Source organism: Thalassobacter sp. 16PALIMAR09, assembly GCF_000765485.1.
GTDB lineage: Bacteria > Pseudomonadota > Alphaproteobacteria > Rhodobacterales > Rhodobacteraceae > Thalassobacter > Thalassobacter stenotrophicus.
This window is the reverse complement of sequence record NZ_JHAK01000016.1, coordinates 1-17,637: the sequence shown is the minus strand read 5'-3', so window position 1 is coordinate 17,637 and position 17,637 is coordinate 1. Positions and strand designations below refer to the sequence as shown.

Below are 17,637 nucleotides of genomic sequence, written 5' to 3'. Positions count from 1 at the left end.
TCTGTTTTCTTGTGATGCGGCGGACCAAATCCGCCCTACTGGGACGTGGTAGGGCGGGACTTGCGTCCCGCCGCACCGCTTAGGCGTATTTTTTCTGAATTTCTTCAGAGATGTTGTTTGGCACAGCTTCGTAGTGATCGAACTGCATCGAGAACTGCGCGCGTCCGGAGGACATGGAACGCAGGGTGTTGATGTAGCCGAACATGTTCGCCAGTGGCACCATGGCCTCGATCGCAATCGCGTTGCCGCGGTTGTCTTGGCCCTGAACCTGCCCACGACGGGAGGTCAGATCACCGATGATACCGCCAGTGTACTCTTCGGGCGTGATCACTTCGACTTTCATGATGGGCTCGAGCAGTTTCGCGCCAGCTTTGCGCATGCCTTCACGCATACACATACGAGCTGCGATCTCAAACGCCAGAACACTGGAGTCAACATCGTGGAACTTACCGTCGATGAGCGACACTTTGAAGTCGATCACGGGGAAGCCAGCCAGAGGACCGGAGTCCATGACCGATTTAATCCCTTTTTCCACACCGGGAATGTATTCCTTGGGTACAGAACCGCCGACGATTTTGCTCTCGAAGGAGTAGCCTTCACCGGGCTCTGTGGGTGTGATGATCAGTTTCACCTCACCGAACTGACCGGACCCACCAGATTGTTTCTTGTGGGTATAGGTGTGCTCAACCTCGTGACCGATGGTCTCACGGTAGGCAACCTGCGGCGCACCGATGTTCGCTTCGACTTTGAACTCACGTTTCATGCGGTCGACGAGAATGTCGAGGTGCAATTCGCCCATGCCCTTCATGATCGTCTGACCGGACTCGAGGTCGGTTTCGACGCGGAAGGATGGATCTTCAGCCGAAAGACGCTGCAGCGCGATGCCCATTTTCTCTTGGTCGCCCTTGGTTTTGGGCTCCACGGCGATCTCGATCACCGGGTCAGGGAAGGTCATCGTTTCCAGAACAACTGGATCGCTTGCAGAGCAAAGCGTGTCACCAGTCGTGGTGTCTTTCAGACCACCGAGCGCGATGATATCGCCAGCAAAGGCCTCATCGATCTCTTCCCGGTTGTTGGAGTGCATCATCATCATCCGGCCAACGCGCTCTTTCTTCCCCTTAGTGGAGTTGAGCATGTTGTCGCCCTTGGAGAGCGTCCCAGAGTAAATCCGTGTGAACGTCAGCGAGCCAACGAAGGGGTCGTTCATGATTTTGAACGCCAGGCCAGAGAACGCCATTTCATCGTCCGCACGACGCGGGATGTCACGGGTTTCGGTCTCATCGCCGGGTTTGAAGCCCATGTAGTCGACAACGTCCAGCGGGCTGGGCAGATAGTCGATCACAGCGTTGAGCAGAGGCTGCACGCCTTTGTTTTTGAACGCGGAACCACCAAGCACGGGCACGAATGCCATCGCCAGTGTACCTTTGCGCAGCAAAGCGCGCAGTGTTGGTACGTCGGGCTCATTGCCTTCGAGGTATTCCATCATGGCTTCGTCGTCCATTTCGACGGCAGCCTCGATCATTTTACCGCGCCATTCGTCAGCCATGTCCTTGAGGCTGTCACGTACAGGCACTTTGATCCAGGATGCACCCAGATCTTCGCCCTGCCAGAGCCACTCTTCCATGGTTACGAGGTCGATCAGACCTTCAAGCTCGGTTTCTGCACCGATTGGAATACCGACGGGCACAGCGTTTGCACCTGTACGGTCTTCGATCATGCGCACGCAGTTAAAGAAGTCTGCGCCGATTTTGTCCATTTTGTTCACGAACACCATCCGTGGAACCTTGTAGCGGTCAGCCTGACGCCACACGGTTTCGGTCTGGGGCTCAACACCAGCGTTCGCATCCAGCACACAAACCGCGCCATCAAGAACAGCCAGCGAACGCTCAACTTCAATGGTGAAGTCAACGTGGCCGGGAGTATCGATGATGTTCAAACGGTGCTTGGGGCTGTCGGCTTCAGTGCCGTTTTCAGTGCGTTCCCAGAAGGTGGTGGTCGCAGCAGAGGTGATCGTAATACCACGCTCTTGTTCCTGCTCCATCCAGTCCATGGTCGCTGCACCGTCGTGCACCTCACCGATGTTGTGGGATTTGCCGGTGTAATACAGGATCCGCTCCGAACAGGTGGTTTTACCTGCGTCGATGTGGGCCATGATCCCAAAGTTACGATAGAATTCGAGGGGATAGTCGCGTGCCATTGGCTCGGTCCTCAAGAGGGAGAAGAAAAAGGAAGAAGGAGGCCCTGAGATGGGCCTCCCAATATTCGATTACCAGCGGTAGTGGCTGAACGCTTTGTTGGCGTCGGCCATTTTGTGCGTATCTTCGCGCTTTTTCACGGCGGAACCGCGCGACTGGACAGCATCAATCAGCTCACCAGCAAGACGCTCTTCCATCGTGTTCTCATTGCGGCCGCGCGATGCGGTGATGAGCCAGCGGATGGCGAGAGCTTCGCGGCGCTCGGGGCGCACTTCGACGGGCACCTGGTAGGTGGCACCACCCACACGACGCGAGCGAACCTCAACAGCAGGCTTCACGTTGTCGAGGGCTTCGTGGAAAACCTCAACGGGGGCGCGCTTGAGTTTGGCTTCGACACGGTCGAATGCACTGTAAACAATGCGCTCGGCAGTGGATTTTTTACCGTCCAGCATGAGGTTGTTCATGAACTTAGTCAGAACTGTATCACCATACTTGGCGTCGGGCAGAACGGGGCGCTTTTCAGCGGCGTGACGACGAGACATCTATAGACCCTCTTATTTAGGACGCTTGGCGCCGTATTTCGAACGACGCTGACGGCGGTCTTTGACGCCTTGCGTATCGAGCACACCACGCAGGATGTGATAGCGCACACCGGGAAGGTCTTTTACACGACCGCCACGGATCAGAACCACAGAGTGCTCCTGAAGGTTGTGGCTTTCACCAGGGATGTAGGAGATGACCTCGAAACCGTTCGTCAGGCGCACCTTGGCCACTTTCCGCATAGCCGAGTTCGGCTTTTTTGGAGTGGTGGTGTAGACGCGCGTGCAGACGCCGCGTTTCTGAGGGCATTGCTCGAGGTGCTGCGACTTCGAGGTTTTACGCTTTGGCTGCCGCGGCTTGCGGATCAGCTGTTGGATTGTTGGCATTCCGGGGTCCCCGTGTTGCACCAGGTCAAATTCTCATATGGCCCCACGTGGGTGATGTGCCAAAAGCCAAAAGCCGCCTGTGCTTGACATCCGATCTAAGCACCGCGGTTGCGTTACAGAGGGTGCGCATAACATTAACACGGACCGTGACCACACATATCTGGCAAGAGCACATGAGGAACGAAAGGTCGGACCCCTGGCCAAGTGCGCGTGGTTTAGGGGGATTCACGCAAGGTGTCAACAGCCGCCTCCTGCCTATGCCAAAGGCGGCATGCGCCCCCCTGCCCTAGAGCCGAATTTACCGCAATATCAGGCTACAAAGTCCGCGTCAGAGGCTGGGGCGCATCGGCTTTTACTCCATATGCCTGAGGGCAGATGGCGCAAGCCCAATAGGCTGTGACGGTCGATTCTAACTGGCCTTGATTAGACGCTCTAGCCAGCCGGGCGCACGCGTTCCCGCCACAGAGTATAAATGCCCGTGGCAACGATGATCCCGCTGCCCAACAACGTCAGGCCATCGGGCCATTCACCGAAGACCACCCAGCCAAGAAGCAGTCCCCAGACCAAGGCCGTATAGCGGAACGGGGCGATGAAACCGATCTCACCCACACGCATCACCATTATGGAAAAGAGATAACCCCCGAGGATAAACACCGATGCGCCAACGATCTGCAGCCCCTCAAATGCGCTGACCGGAGCCCAAGGGCGGAACAGCGACCCAACGAACCCGAGACAGCAGATCGCCAGAGCAGTCCATACCGCAATCTGCAAAGAGGGCACGTCGGCCGACAACTTGCGCGTCACAACATCGCGTAACGTGATGCCCGCGACAGCGGCCAATGCAAGCAGCGCGTAAATGTTAAAGCCGTCCCCTCCTGGCCGTACGATCAACAGAACACCCGCAAACCCCACAAGGATCGCGACCCAGCGGCGCCATCCGACCGCCTCTCCCAGAAATAACGCGCCAGCCAGTGTGATGGTCAGCGGTACGGCCTGCAGGATGGCTGTTACGTTCGCCAAGGGCATATGGGTCAGTGCTATGATGAAGGGGATGAATATGCAGACTTCAGCCAGGATGCGCAGGGCCACAAGACCGCGATCCGCGCGCGAAATGGGCCGGGCAAAAGCTCCCATGCGCCACGCCAACAAAGCGACCAGAACCGTAGCAGACACGCCGCGCAGGAACACCATCTGAAACAGGGGGATCGTCTCGGCCACCAGCTTAATCAGCGCATCATTGAACGTGAAGGCAGCCATGGAAGCCGCCATCAATGCAGCCCCCCGCAAGTTATCAGTCATCATTGGCAGATAGCTCCGAGCGCATCGGCGTGCAGGCTTATGCCCCATCCACTGGCGCGGGCCACTGGCGACGTACAGATCAACATGCAGGGCCCCCCTTAGGTGCATTAACCTAGCTGTAACCTACGCTTGTAATGGGGGAAAGAACCTGCGGCGCGTAACAAAAAAGGCCCCCACGAAACGTGGAGGCCTTTCTCTAATCATGTCGGACCAATTAGTCCGCCGAGGGCATATCGCCGAACACAGCATCCGCTTCAGAAGCGACTGGTGCAGCCAATGCAGCGGCAGCTTCTGCCTCTGCGCGGGCCTCTTCGATGACAACGCTGTCACGCTTTTGCGCAATGCGGCGCATCTCTTGGGTCGCGCCACCGGTACCAGCCGGGATTAGACGGCCCACGATGACGTTTTCCTTAAGACCAACGAGCTTGTCTTTCTTACCCTGCACGGAGGCCTCGGTGAGGACCCGCGTAGTCTCCTGGAAGGAGGCGGCAGAGATGAACGAGCGCGTTTGCAGCGAGGCCTTAGTGATCCCGAGAAGGATCGGCTCACCCTTAGCGGGACGACCGCCGCGGGCTTCGGACTTCGCGTTGGCTTCAAGGAACTCGGCCTTGTCGACGTGCTCACCCTTGAGAAGCGTGGTGTCACCGCTTTCGAGGATTTCCCACTTCTGAAGCATCTGACGCACGATCACTTCGATGTGCTTGTCGTTGATCTTCACGCCTTGCAGACGATACACGTCCTGCACTTCGTCGATCAGATACTCAGCCAGCGCCTCAATCCCGAGGATGCGGAGGATGTCATGGGGGGCTGGGTTGCCGTCCATGATGTAATCACCCTTCTGGATGAAATCGCCCTCTGCAACCGGGATGTGCTTACCTTTGGGCACCATGTATTCGATGGTGTCCATGTTCTCATCGGCAGGCACAATCGCGATGCGACGCTTGTTTTTGTAGTCGCGGCCGTATTTCACGTAACCATCGGCTTCTGCGATGATGGCGTGGTCCTTGGGGCGACGGGCTTCGAACAATTCCGCAACGCGTGGCAGACCACCCGTAATGTCCTTGGTCTTGGCGCCTTCACGCGGGATACGCGCGACAACGTCACCGGCGTCGATTTTCTGACCATCTTCGACAGACAAAATCGCATCCACAGACATTGCGTAGCTGACAGGGTTACCTGCGTCGTTGCGCATTGGCTCACCGTCTTCGCCCACAACGATAACCTCAGGCTTCAGCTCGTTGCCTTTGGGGGCGGAGCGCCAGTCGGTCACGATCTTCTGGGTCATGCCTGTCGCGTCATCGGTCTCATCCCGGACAGAGATGCCCGCGTAAAGATCGACGAACTTCATGGTCCCGGCTTTCTCAGCGATAATCGGCAGAGTGTAGGGATCCCATTCGAACAGTTTGTCGCCGCGGGCGATTTTCGCGCCCTCTTTGACGTGCAGCTTGGTGCCGTAGCCCAGCTTGTGGCTGGCGCGCTCTTCACCCTGCTCGTCCATGATGGCGAGGGTCATGTTACGACCCATCACGACGATTTCACCTGCCGAGTTTTCCAGAACGAGGGCGTTGCGGAATTCTGCAACACCGTCATGGCTGGCTTCCTGGAAGGACTGCTGACCACCTTGGGCAACGCCGCCGATGTGGAACGTCCGCATCGTCAGCTGTGTACCGGGCTCACCGATGGACTGTGCGGCGATGATGCCGACAGCTTCACCCAGGTTCACCTGCGTACCCCGTGCAAGGTCACGACCGTAACACGCGGCGCAAACGCCTTCTTCAGCTTCACAGGTCAGTGGCGACCGCATCCGCATCGAGGCAACACCGGCCGCCTCAATGGCGTCGGCTTTACGCTCGTCGATCAGCTCACCTGCAGACACGATGATCTCATCTGTGCCCGGCACAAACACGTCATCCGCCGATGTCCGGCCAAGAACACGCTCACCGATCGAGGCCACGACTTCACCGTCGTTAACAGCCGCCGAAGCAGTGATCGCCTTTTCAGTACCACAGTCGGGCAAACGCACGATGCAATCCTGCGCCACGTCGACCAGACGGCGTGTCAGGTAACCGGAGTTCGCTGTTTTAAGCGCCGTATCCGACAGACCTTTCCGCGCACCGTGGGTGGAGTTGAAGTACTCCAACACGGTCAGACCTTCTTTAAAGTTCGAGATAATCGGGGTCTCGATGATGTCGCCGTTCGGCTTTGCCATCAGACCGCGCATCCCGCCCAGCTGTTTCATCTGTGTGACCGAGCCACGCGCACCGGAGTGGGCCATCATGTAAACCGAGTTCGGCTCATTCTCGGCACCGTTCGCGTCGCGACCGGATTCCGAAATGGTGGTCATCATCGCTTCGGTGACTTTGTCGTTACACTTCGACCAAGCATCTACAACTTTGTTGTACTTTTCACCCTGAGTGATCAGGCCGTCCATGTACTGTTGTTCAAAGTCTTTAACCTGATCGCGGGTTTCGTCCACGATTGGCCACTTGGTGTCGGGAATAACCATATCGTCCTTGCCGAACGAAATGCCCGCCTTGAACGCTTCGCGGAAACCCATGCCCATGATCTGGTCACAGAAGATAACCGACTCTTTCTGGCCCGAGTAACGATAAACGGTGTCGATGACCCGCTGCACGTCTTTCTTCCGCAGAAGCTGGTTTACCAACTCAAACGGTGCCTTGGCGTTCAGGGGCAGCAACGCACCCAGACGCATCCGACCAGGTGTGGTCTCAAAGCGCTTCATGACCTCTTGGCCATCGTCATCAATCTGCGGAATACGCGCTTGGATTTTGGCGTGCAGGTGCACTTCGCCAGCATCCAGAGCGTGCTGCACTTCGTCCACAGAGGAGAAGACCATGCCTTCACCCTTCATGCCTTCGCGCTCCATCGTGATGTAGTAGAGGCCGAGAATCATATCCTGCGAAGGAACAATGATCGGCGCGCCGTTCGCGGGCGACAGAACGTTGTTCGTGGACATCATCAGCACACGTGCTTCCAGCTGGGCTTCCAGCGAGAGCGGCACGTGCACAGCCATTTGGTCACCGTCGAAGTCAGCGTTAAACGCGGAACATACGAGCGGGTGCAGCTGGATGGCCTTACCTTCGATCAGAACGGGTTCAAACGCTTGGATGCCCAAACGGTGAAGCGTCGGCGCACGGTTCAGCAGAACGGGGTGTTCGCGGATCACCTCATCGAGGATATCCCACACCTCGGGACGCTCTTTTTCGACCAGTTTCTTGGCCTGTTTCACGGTGCTGGACAGGCCTTTGGCCTCTAGGCGTGAATAGATGAACGGCTTGAACAGCTCCAACGCCATCTTCTTGGGCAAACCACATTGGTGCAGTTTCAGCTCAGGACCCGTCACAATGACCGAACGACCCGAGAAGTCGACGCGCTTACCCAAAAGGTTCTGACGGAAGCGACCTTGCTTACCCTTCAGCATGTCGGACAGCGATTTCAACGGACGCTTGTTGGCACCCGTGATCACGCGACCACGACGGCCGTTGTCGAACAGCGCATCAACGGATTCTTGCAACATCCGCTTTTCGTTCCGCACGATGATATCGGGCGCGCGCAGCTCAATGAGGCGCTTGAGACGGTTGTTCCGGTTGATCACGCGGCGGTACAGATCGTTCAGATCCGAAGTCGCAAAACGGCCACCATCAAGCGGCACCAGTGGGCGCAGTTCTGGTGGGATCACGGGGATCACGGTCAGAACCATCCACTCGGGACGGTTGCCCGATTCAAGGAAGCTTTCGACGATTTTCAGACGCTTGATGATCTTCTTAGGCTTCAGCTCACCTGTAGCCTCTTTGAGGTCCTCACGCAGGGTTGCGGCTTCTTGCTCAAGATCGATCGCGGCCAGCATTTCGCGGATCGCTTCGGCACCGATGTTGGCCTGGAACGCGTCGGCGCCAAAGGCGTCTTGCGCATCCATGAACTCTTCTTCGGACATCAACTGACCATAGGTAAGGTCTGTGAGCCCGGGCTCAATCACGACGTAGTTCTCAAAGTAGAGAATACGCTCAAGATCGCGCAGGGTCATGTCCAGCATCAGGCCGATGCGCGATGGCAGCGACTTGAGGAACCAGATGTGTGCAACGGGCGATGCCAATTCGATGTGACCCATCCGCTCACGGCGGACCTTTTGCAGCGTAACTTCAACACCACATTTTTCGCAGACAACGCCGCGATACTTCATGCGCTTATATTTGCCGCACAGACATTCGTAGTCTTTGATCGGGCCAAAGATACGCGCACAGAACAGGCCATCACGCTCGGGCTTAAACGTCCGGTAGTTGATGGTTTCTGGCTTTTTGATCTCACCATAGGACCACGACAGGATGCGCTCTGGCGATGCGAGCGACACCTTGATTTCGTCGAACACCTTGGTGGGCGCGACGGGGTTGAATGGGTTGTTTGTAAGTTCCTGGTTCATTTTGATACCTCAATGGGGGTGGAAGGAAAAAGAGGGGGGTGGCGGGAGCAAGTCCCGCCCAATGCGCGGCTTATTCCGCCGCGATCCCGCCCTCATCTTCCTCCGCATCCAGGAGTTCCATGTTCAGGCCAAGGCCGCGGACTTCTTTGACGAGAACGTTAAAGCTCTCTGGCACGCCGGCCTCAAAGTTGTCCTCACCCTTCACGATGCTTTCATAGACCTTGGTCCGACCCGCGACGTCATCCGACTTCACCGTCAGCATTTCCTGCAAGGTGTAGGCGGCGCCGTAAGCTTCCAGAGCCCAGACCTCCATCTCACCGAAGCGCTGACCACCGAACTGTGCCTTACCACCCAGCGGCTGCTGCGTAACAAGCGAGTACGGCCCCGTGGAACGGGCGTGGATTTTGTCGTCCACGAGGTGGTGCAGTTTCAGCAGGTATTTGACGCCGACCGTCACCTGACGCGAGAATTTCTCGCCGGTACGACCGTCGAACAGATCCGACTGACCCGAGGTGTCAAAGCCCGCGCGTGTCAGCGCATCGTTCACATCAGCCTCTTTCGCGCCGTCAAAGACGGGTGTCGCGATTGGCACACCACGTGTGACGTTGCCTGCCGCTTCAAGGACCTGATCCTCATCCATGCCACCGAAGGCATCGGAATAGACCTGATCACCGTAGGCAATTTTCAGGGCATCACGGACAGGTGTCATATCGCCGGAACGTTTGTATTCGCCCAAAGCATCGTCGATCTGGATCCCGAGACCGCGCGCAGCCCAACCCATGTGGGTTTCAAGGATCTGACCCACGTTCATACGCGATGGCACGCCGAGCGGGTTGAGCACGAAGTCAACGGGGGTACCGTCGCCGAGGAATGGCATGTCTTCCATGGGGACAACCTTGGAAATCACACCTTTGTTCCCGTGACGACCGGCCATTTTATCACCGGGCTGAAGCTTACGCTTCACAGCGATAAAGACTTTGACCATCTTCATCACGCCTGGGGGCAGATCGTCGCCACGACGTACTTTCTCGACTTTGTCCTCAAAGCGCGCTTCAAGCGTCCGCTTCTGGATTTCGTACTGCTCGTTGAGGGCCTCAACCTGTTGCGCATCGGCTTCTTCACCCAGCGCAAGCTGCCACCACTGACCACGGCTCAATGTGCCAAGCAGGTCTTCGGTGATCTCGGAGCCTGCTTTGATCCCTTTGGGACCCTTCACAGCTTCCTTGCCGATGATCATGCTTTTGAGACGCGCGTAGATGTTGCGGTCCAGAATGCCCATCTCATCGTCGCGGTCACGTGCAAGACGCTCGACTTCTTCACGCTCGATCTGGAGAGCACGCTCGTCTTTTTCCACGCCATGGCGGTTAAAGACGCGCACTTCCACGACGGTCCCGAAATCACCGGGCTTCACGCGTAGCGAGGTATCACGGACGTCGGAGGCTTTCTCACCAAAGATGGCGCGCAGGAGTTTCTCCTCCGGCGTCATCGGGCTTTCGCCTTTTGGTGTGATTTTACCGACTAGGATATCGCCCGGCTCAACGTCTGCACCGATGTAAACGATGCCCGCCTCGTCGAGGTTGCGCAATGCTTCCTCACCGACGTTGGGGATATCGCGGGTGATTTCCTCAGGTCCGAGCTTCGTGTCGCGCGCCGCGACTTCGAATTCTTCGATATGGATCGAAGTAAAGACGTCATCACGTGCGATCCGCTCGGAAATCAGGATCGAGTCTTCGTAGTTGTAGCCGTTCCAAGGCATAAACGCGACGACCACGTTTTTACCAAGCGCCAGTTCACCAAGATCGGTCGAGGGGCCATCGGCGACAACTTCGCCCTTGCCCACACGGTCGCCCACTTTGACCAGCGGACGCTGGTTGATGCAGGTATTTTGGTTAGACCGCTGGAATTTACGCAGGCGGTAGATATCCACGCCAGCATCGCCCAATTCAAGGTCTTCGGTGGCACGCACAACGATACGCTGGGCATCGACTTGGTCGATCACACCACCGCGTTTCGCCATGATGGCTGCGCCAGAATCCTTGGCCACAACGCTTTCCATGCCAGTGCCCACGAACGGAGCATCGGCCTGCAACAAAGGCACAGCCTGACGTTGCATGTTCGAGCCCATCAGAGCGCGGTTAGCATCGTCATTTTCGAGGAACGGGATCAGCGCCGCAGCAACCGAAACCAACTGCTTGGGCGACACGTCGATCAGGTCAACGTTGTCACGCGATTGCAGCATGTAGTCGCCGGCTTGACGGGTCGACACGAGGTCATTCTTGAACCGCATCTCATCGTCGAGTTGCGCGTTCGCCTGCGCCACTGTGTGACGCATTTCCTCGGTCGCGGACATGTAGCTGACTTCGTCAGTCACCTGACCATCAACCACCTTCCGGTAGGGTGTTTCGATAAAGCCGTACTTGTTCACGCGGGCGAACGTGGCCAGCGAGTTGATCAGACCAATGTTCGGCCCTTCCGGTGTCTCAATCGGGCACATCCGGCCGTAGTGTGTTGGATGCACGTCGCGGACTTCAAAGCCAGCACGTTCACGTGTCAGACCACCAGGTCCAAGCGCGGACAGGCGACGTTTGTGCGTCACTTCGGACAGCGGGTTCGTTTGGTCCATGAACTGCGACAGCTGCGAAGAGCCGAAGAATTCACGTACAGCCGCTGCTGCAGGTTTTGCGTTGATCAAATCTTGCGGCATTACCGTGTCGATTTCGACAGACGACATACGCTCTTTGATCGCGCGCTCCATGCGGAGCAGGCCGACGCGGTACTGGTTTTCCATCAGTTCGCCAACGGAGCGCACACGACGGTTACCAAGGTGGTCAATATCGTCGATATCGCCCTTGCCATCACGCAGCTCAACCAGCGCCTTGATGCACGATACGATGTCTTCGTGACGCAGCGTACGCATGGTGTCTTCGGCATCCAGCGCCAGACGCATGTTCATTTTAACCCGGCCAACGGCGGACAGATCATAACGCTCGGAATCGAAGAACAACGTGTCGAACAGGTTGCTTGCGGATTCAACGGTGGGCGGCTCGCCCGGACGCATCACGCGGTAGATATCCATGAGCGCGGTGTCGCGGCCCATGTTCTTATCTGCCGCCATGGTGTTGCGCATGTAGGGGCCGACGTTGACGTTATCGATATCAAGGACAGGGATGTCCGTAATGCCAGCATCCATCAGTTCCTTCAGCGTACCGCCGGAAACTTCGCCTTCTTTGTCGAGCTCCCACGTCAACTCATCACCAGCTTCGACGTAGATCGCGCCGGTGTCTTCGTTGATAATATCGCGAGCAACGAATTTGCCGAGGATGTTGTCGAACGGCACCAAAAGCTCGGTGACCGTGCCTTCGTCGATCAGCTTTTTAACTGCGCGTGGGGTGATCTTTTTGCCAGCTTCCGCAACGACTTCGCCTGTGGCCGCATCCACAAGGTCATACGTTGGGCGGGTGCCACGCACACGCTCCGGGAAGAACTTGGTCGACCAACCTTGGCCTTTAACCAGGCTATAATCAACTGTGTCGTAGTAGGCATCCATGATCGCTTCTTGGTCCATGCCGAGGGCATAGAGCAGGGTCGTCACGGGCAGTTTACGGCGACGGTCGATGCGCGCAAACACGAGATCTTTGGCGTCAAACTCAAAGTCCAGCCACGAGCCGCGGTAGGGGATAATGCGGCAGGCGAACAACAGTTTGCCGGAGGAGTGGGTCTTGCCTTTGTCATGGTCAAAGAACACGCCGGGCGAGCGGTGCATCTGAGACACGATCACACGCTCGGTGCCGTTCACAACGAACGTCCCGTTTGGCGTCATCAGGGGCATGTCGCCCATGAACACGTCTTGCTCTTTGATGTCCTTAACGGACTTAGCACCTGTGTCTTCGTCCACATCAAACACGATCAAACGCAGCGTCACCTTCAGCGGCGCTGAGTAGGTCATATCCCGCTGCTGACACTCTTCAACGTCGTACTTCGGCTTTTCCAGCTCGTACTTTACGAACTCAAGGATCGCGGTTTCGTTGAAATCCTTGATCGGGAAAACCGACTGAAAAACACCCATGATACCTTCGCCATCGAGAGGCTGCGTGGAATCACCGGATTTCAGAAAAAGATCGTAAGAAGATTTTTGAACCTCGATAAGGTTCGGCATCTGCAGAACTTCGTCAATTTTGCCGAAGTATTTACGGATACGTTTGGTGCCTGCGTGCGTTTGAGCCATGTGCGGTGCTCACCTTTCACTCGTAGTTTTCGCTGGCAAGGCGTGGTTGGGGCGCCACGTCATGCCGCTTGCGAAACGAAAAGAGCCAGACAATTCTTGCGTGCCTTCCCAGGGGCTCGCTTCCGTCTGGCAACCTCTTCTTGAAAAAACCCTTCAGACCAAAGGGGCTTTTCAAGACAGGTATGGCTGGACCCGGAATACCCGGGTCCAGCCGCATTAGTTAGGGTTGATGGAGAAGGCTTTAAACCCTCCCCTCCCCAATTACTTAACTTCGATCTCTGCGCCAGCTGCTTCCAGCTTGCCTTTGATCTCTTCAGCTTCTGCAGCGTCGACGCCTTCTTTGACGGCTTTGCCACCAGCTTCAACGAGCTCTTTAGCTTCTTTGAGGCCCAGGCCAGTGATGGCGCGGACTTCTTTGATGACGTTGATTTTCTGAGCGCCAGCGGCTTTCAGGATAACGTCAAATTCGGTTTGCTCTTCAGCAGCTGCACCGGCGTCTGCTGGGCCAGCCATCATCACTGCGCCGCCAGCTGCGGGCTCGATGCCATACTCGTCTTTGAGGATGGTTTTCAGTTCTTGTGCTTCGAGAAGGGTCAGACCCACGATCTCTTCTGCAAGTTTTTTCAGATCAGCCATTGTACTGTTTCCGTTTGATTAGATGTGTTCCAACGTCTTGGAGGTATTCCCCACGACGATATGAAAAGTGCCTTATGCAGCTTTCTCTTCGATGGTCGAAAGAATGCTCGCGATGTTCGAAGCAGGCGCGCCGATGGCTCCTGCGATGTTGCTGGCTGGCGCACCGATGCAACCCACGATGGAAGCAATAAGCTCCTCGCGAGATGGCATTGCTGCGACGGCTTTCACACCGGCAAGGTCCAGTGCCGAGTCACCCATAGCACCGCCAAGAATCTCCAGTTTGGAGTTTTCCTTAGCGTAGTCGTTAACCACTTTGGCAGCTGCCACAGGGTCTTCCGAATAGGCGAGTACGGTCATGCCCGTCAGATAGTTGGCGATGCTTGCGCAAGGCTTTCCATCAAGGGCGATTTTGGCGAGCTTGTTCTTGGCAACGCGCACAGACCCACCCGCTTCACGCATTTTAGCGCGCAGGTCTTGCATTTCGGCAACTGTCATACCCTCGTAGTGGCTTACCACAACGACGCCAGAGCTTTCGAAGATCTGGCCGAGTTCCTCGACCAGTTTCTCTTTCTGGGCTCTATCCACAGTTATACTCCAAGTTTGGAGGGAGACCCTCCGGCTCAAGACTTTGCCCCAACAGATGCCGGGACATGATGTCCGAACGGGTCGTCGCAAACGGATGTCCGGGTGATTTCTCACATGGACCGAATGTCTCTTCCCGTCTCAGGCAGGACTTACGGAATTGGCTTTTGGCCGCATACCACCCACCGTCTTGGACGAATAAAGACACCACATACGAATCGCACGGGGTGTCCTTAGGTGGTCGTTTAGTCGGTCTAGGCAGGAAAGAAAAGGACAAGGCCAAAGAAACATCGCCCCAGCGGCGAGCATACGCTCAAAAGCAAAAGGGCGCGCCACTGGCACGCCCCCTTGAATACCTGCAATGTGAGGGCTTAGTTGCCCGCAGCATTGTCCACATTGATCGTCACACCGGGGCCCATTGTCGAGCTGAGTGCGATTTTCTGCATGTAGGAGCCTTTGGCGCCCGTAGGCTTGGCCTTTGCAACGGCCTCAACGAAGGCACGTACGTTCTCAACCAGTTTGGCTTCGTCGAAGGACGCTTTGCCAACACCAGCGTGCACAACGCCGGCTTTTTCTGCTTTGAACTGAACCTGACCGCCTTTGGCGTCTTCAACGGCTTGTTTGACGTCCATGGTCACCGTGCCAACCTTGGGGTTGGGCATCAGGTTCCGGGGGCCAAGCACCTTACCAAGACGACCAACGATGGGCATCATGTCAGGTGTCGCGATGCAACGATCGAAGTCGATTTTGCCGGACTGAACCTGCTCCATCAGATCTTCTGCGCCGACGATGTCAGCACCGGCGGCAGTTGCTTCGTCAGCCTTGGGGCCACGTGCAAAGACAGCTACGCGAACTGTTTTACCAGTGCCGTTTGGCAAAGACACAACGCCACGAACCATTTGGTCCGCGTGACGAGGGTCAACGCCCAGGCACATTGCGATCTCGACGGTTTCATCGAACTTGGCGGTGGCATTGCCTTTTACCAGTGCGACGGCGTCCTCAACGGACAGGTTGTCCTTGCCGGCTGCTGCTTCGCGGGCGGCGCGGGTGCGTTTTCCGAGTTTTGCCATCTTACTTTACCTCGATGCCCATGGACTTCGCGGAGCCCAGGATAATCTGCATAGCACCTTCAACGGAGTTCGCGTTGAGGTCTTTCATTTTGGCTTCGGCGATTTCACGCACCTGAGCCACGGTCACGGAGGCAATAGTCTCACGGCCGGGGTTCTCAGCGCCACGAGGACGGTTACGCTTGCCGACGGGCTTCAGGCCAGCCGCTTTTTTCAGGTAATAAGACGCAGGCGGCGTCTTGATGTCCATTGTGAAGGACTTGTCCTGGTAATACGTGATCACGGTTGGGCACGGCGCACCGGCCTCCATTTCCTGTGTCTTGGCGTTAAACGCCTTACAGAATTCCATGATGTTGATGCCGCGCTGACCCAATGCGGGGCCAACTGGGGGCGAAGGGTTCGCTTTCCCGGCGGGAATTTGCAGCTTCATCTTGCCTGCAAGTTTCTTGGCCATGAGGCCTCTCCTTTTCCAACAAGCCTGTAACGCGTCACAGACTTCTTACAGTTGTGTGGTCTGGTCTGACACGCGCGCGCGCCTCGCCTCCCACGAGTGATGCCGGGGCGACCCCGGCAGACAATCAGGCCGTCTTGGTGACCTGAGTGAATTTCAATTCAACGGGCGTTGCGCGGCCAAAGATCGACACGGACACCTTGAGGCTCTGCGCCTCATCATCCACATCCTCGACCTGACCAGAGAAGCCTTCGAACGGCCCGTCGGTCACGTTGACGTTTTCACCAACGTCGAAGCTGATCAGGCTGCGTGGCGCCTCTTGACCTTCTTCAACACGGTTCAGAATGCCGTTCACCTCAGCATCGCGCATCGGCATTGGGCGGCCTTGCGGGCCCAAGAAACCAGTGACGCGGTTGATCGAGTTGATCAGGTGATAGCCCTCATCGGACATCTCCATACGGACCAACACGTAACCGGGCATAAAGCGACGCTCAGTGGTGACCTTCTTGCCACGGCGAATTTCGAGAACTTCTTCCGTCGGAACCAGAACCTCTTCGATTTGGTCCTGAAGCTCGTTCTCTTCTACCGCTGTTCTGATCTGCTCGGCCACGCGTTTCTCGAAGTTCGAGAGCACCGACACGGAGTACCACCGTTTTGCCATTCTGCCTTTACCCCAAACCCGGCGAGCGGGCTGAAAAGTTCCATCATCGCGGGCAACGAAGCCCACTTCGCCCCGCCATATACTGAGCGCGGCTCGAATCGAAAGCGCTGACATGTCGGGAGTTTGCGTGACCTACCCGCCCTGCCCCTGTCATGCAAGGGCCTCGGCAGAAAATAGACCTGTCCGTTTAGAAGGGCCGACTTAGAAGGATGTCAGAACCAGCTCAAGGATGGTGCGAATACCAAGGTCAACGAAAAAGAAAAACGTCGCCATAACAACGGCCAGAATAAACACCATGATCGTGGTTGTCGTGACTTCACGGCGACCTGGCCACGTGATCTTGCCCACTTCCGAACGGACTTGCTGGACGAACTGGATCGGGTTGGTGGTGGCCATCGGGGCTATCCTTTTTGACATCTGTCGCGGAGATAGCGACCTGAGCTGCGAAATACAAGGTCGCAGAGCCGCACACCTTTGTCATGTGCGATTTGATCTGGCAGGGGCATCAGGATTCGAACCCGAGGCCTGCGGATTTGGAATCCGCTGCTCTACCAACTGAGCTATACCCCTACAGATCGAAGCGTATTTAGCTTGCCCTTAAGAGGCTTGCAAGCGCAATTGCCGTGGTTGTGAATAGTCTGCGCAAAGCGAAGATGTTAACCTAATTCTATGAAACAAATTACGCACTTTAGAACCCCGCTTTACGTTGCGGTCGCCTGCGCCTTGATCGCTGGGTGCACCGCACCTCCGTCCGGCGCGCACCCCGGTCGCTATCAACTTGTCAAATCGATTGAGCCGGAATTACGGCTGCTTGGCGTCCCTACTGATGGCCTAGGCACCTATCGGACCATTCGCCTTGCCCAACTCAAGGCGATTATAGATGAACGCCCGCCTGAGCACTCTGCACAGCGCACGCGTGCAATGGTGGTCATCAATAAAGCTCGCGCAGAACCTGGGTATAGTAAGTAGGCCCTACTTACAGGCCATACCCCCCACACAAAAAAGGCCGCCCGGTGTGGGCGGCCTTTTCTATTTCTGCCGTAAGGCGTTTGCGAACAAACAGGCCTTACTCAGTGATGTTCGACACCACGCCGGCGCCGACTGTGCGGCCGCCTTCACGGATAGCAAAGCGCAGGCCTTGCTCCATGGCGATCGGC

At 56.6% G+C, this 17,637-nt stretch carries 13 protein-coding genes and 1 tRNA gene; all 14 read right to left on the bottom strand.

What is annotated here, in order from left to right:
• Window positions 1–79: 79 nt before the first annotated feature.
• Complete coding sequence (gene fusA, locus PM04_RS16570; RefSeq protein WP_038008938.1) at window positions 80–2,197, bottom strand: elongation factor G; 2,118 nt, start codon at window positions 2,195–2,197, stop codon at window positions 80–82.
• Between the two features lie 69 nt (window positions 2,198–2,266).
• Window positions 2,267–2,737, bottom strand: a complete 471-nt coding sequence (rpsG, locus tag PM04_RS16565) for a 30S ribosomal protein S7 (protein WP_038008936.1) — start codon at window positions 2,735–2,737, stop codon at window positions 2,267–2,269.
• Between the two features lie 12 nt (window positions 2,738–2,749).
• Window positions 2,750–3,121: a 30S ribosomal protein S12 gene (gene rpsL / locus PM04_RS16560; RefSeq protein WP_038008934.1), complete on the bottom strand. Its 372-nt coding sequence runs from the start codon at window positions 3,119–3,121 to the stop codon at window positions 2,750–2,752.
• Between the two features lie 432 nt (window positions 3,122–3,553).
• Window positions 3,554–4,423 (bottom strand): DMT family transporter, encoded by an 870-nt coding sequence (locus PM04_RS16555; RefSeq protein WP_324618331.1) that lies wholly within the window; start codon window positions 4,421–4,423, stop codon window positions 3,554–3,556.
• 211 nt (window positions 4,424–4,634) lie between these two features.
• Window positions 4,635–8,858, bottom strand: a complete 4,224-nt coding sequence (gene rpoC, locus PM04_RS16550; protein WP_038008933.1) for a DNA-directed RNA polymerase subunit beta' — start codon at window positions 8,856–8,858, stop codon at window positions 4,635–4,637.
• 70 nt (window positions 8,859–8,928) lie between these two features.
• The gene (gene rpoB, locus PM04_RS16545; protein ID WP_038008931.1) at window positions 8,929–13,083 is read right to left on the bottom strand and encodes a DNA-directed RNA polymerase subunit beta; all 4,155 of its coding nucleotides are present in this window, start codon (window positions 13,081–13,083) and stop codon (window positions 8,929–8,931) included.
• Between the two features lie 261 nt (window positions 13,084–13,344).
• Window positions 13,345–13,719 (bottom strand): 50S ribosomal protein L7/L12, encoded by a 375-nt coding sequence (rplL, locus tag PM04_RS16540; RefSeq protein ID WP_038008929.1) that lies wholly within the window; start codon window positions 13,717–13,719, stop codon window positions 13,345–13,347.
• 72 nt (window positions 13,720–13,791) lie between these two features.
• On the bottom strand, window positions 13,792–14,304 hold the full coding sequence (gene rplJ, locus PM04_RS16535) for a 50S ribosomal protein L10 (RefSeq protein WP_038008927.1): 513 nt from the start codon (window positions 14,302–14,304) through the stop codon (window positions 13,792–13,794).
• Between the two features lie 368 nt (window positions 14,305–14,672).
• Window positions 14,673–15,371, bottom strand: coding sequence for a 50S ribosomal protein L1 (gene rplA / locus PM04_RS16530; protein WP_038008926.1), 699 nt, complete (start codon window positions 15,369–15,371; stop codon window positions 14,673–14,675).
• 1 nt (window position 15,372) lies between these two features.
• Entirely contained in the window at window positions 15,373–15,822 is a 450-nt protein-coding gene (rplK, locus tag PM04_RS16525) for a 50S ribosomal protein L11 (protein ID WP_038008923.1), read from the bottom strand.
• A gap of 124 nt (window positions 15,823–15,946) precedes the next feature.
• Window positions 15,947–16,480, bottom strand: coding sequence for a transcription termination/antitermination protein NusG (nusG, locus tag PM04_RS16520; protein WP_038008922.1), 534 nt, complete (start codon window positions 16,478–16,480; stop codon window positions 15,947–15,949).
• Window positions 16,481–16,681: 201 nt separating this feature from the next.
• Window positions 16,682–16,876, bottom strand: coding sequence for a preprotein translocase subunit SecE (gene secE / locus PM04_RS16515; protein ID WP_038008920.1), 195 nt, complete (start codon window positions 16,874–16,876; stop codon window positions 16,682–16,684).
• A 98-nt stretch (window positions 16,877–16,974) separates the two neighbouring features.
• Window positions 16,975–17,050: transfer RNA gene (locus PM04_RS16510), tRNA-Trp, on the bottom strand.
• A gap of 496 nt (window positions 17,051–17,546) precedes the next feature.
• Window positions 17,547–17,637: hypothetical protein (locus PM04_RS17825; RefSeq protein ID WP_152600861.1), on the bottom strand; the 91-nt coding region annotated here is incomplete at its 5' end.

What these genes read in the sequence shown, in the direction of transcription:
- rpoC (WP_038008933.1), bottom strand. Translation starts at nt 8,858, where the DNA reads ATGAACCAGGAACTTACAAACAACCCATTCAACCCCGTCGCGCCCACC.
- rplK (WP_038008923.1), bottom strand. Translation starts at nt 15,822, where the DNA reads ATGGCCAAGAAACTTGCAGGCAAGATGAAGCTGCAAATTCCCGCCGGG.
- rpoB (WP_038008931.1), bottom strand. Translation starts at nt 13,083, where the DNA reads ATGGCTCAAACGCACGCAGGCACCAAACGTATCCGTAAATACTTCGGC.
- PM04_RS16555 (WP_324618331.1), bottom strand. Translation starts at nt 4,423, where the DNA reads ATGATGACTGATAACTTGCGGGGGGCTGCATTGATGGCGGCTTCCATG.
- rpsG (WP_038008936.1), bottom strand. Translation starts at nt 2,737, where the DNA reads ATGTCTCGTCGTCACGCCGCTGAAAAGCGCCCCGTTCTGCCCGACGCC.
- fusA (WP_038008938.1), bottom strand. Translation starts at nt 2,197, where the DNA reads ATGGCACGCGACTATCCCCTCGAATTCTATCGTAACTTTGGGATCATG.
- secE (WP_038008920.1), bottom strand. Translation starts at nt 16,876, where the DNA reads ATGGCCACCACCAACCCGATCCAGTTCGTCCAGCAAGTCCGTTCGGAA.
- rpsL (WP_038008934.1), bottom strand. Translation starts at nt 3,121, where the DNA reads ATGCCAACAATCCAACAGCTGATCCGCAAGCCGCGGCAGCCAAAGCGT.
- rplA (WP_038008926.1), bottom strand. Translation starts at nt 15,371, where the DNA reads ATGGCAAAACTCGGAAAACGCACCCGCGCCGCCCGCGAAGCAGCAGCC.
- nusG (WP_038008922.1), bottom strand. Translation starts at nt 16,480, where the DNA reads ATGGCAAAACGGTGGTACTCCGTGTCGGTGCTCTCGAACTTCGAGAAA.
- rplL (WP_038008929.1), bottom strand. Translation starts at nt 13,719, where the DNA reads ATGGCTGATCTGAAAAAACTTGCAGAAGAGATCGTGGGTCTGACCCTT.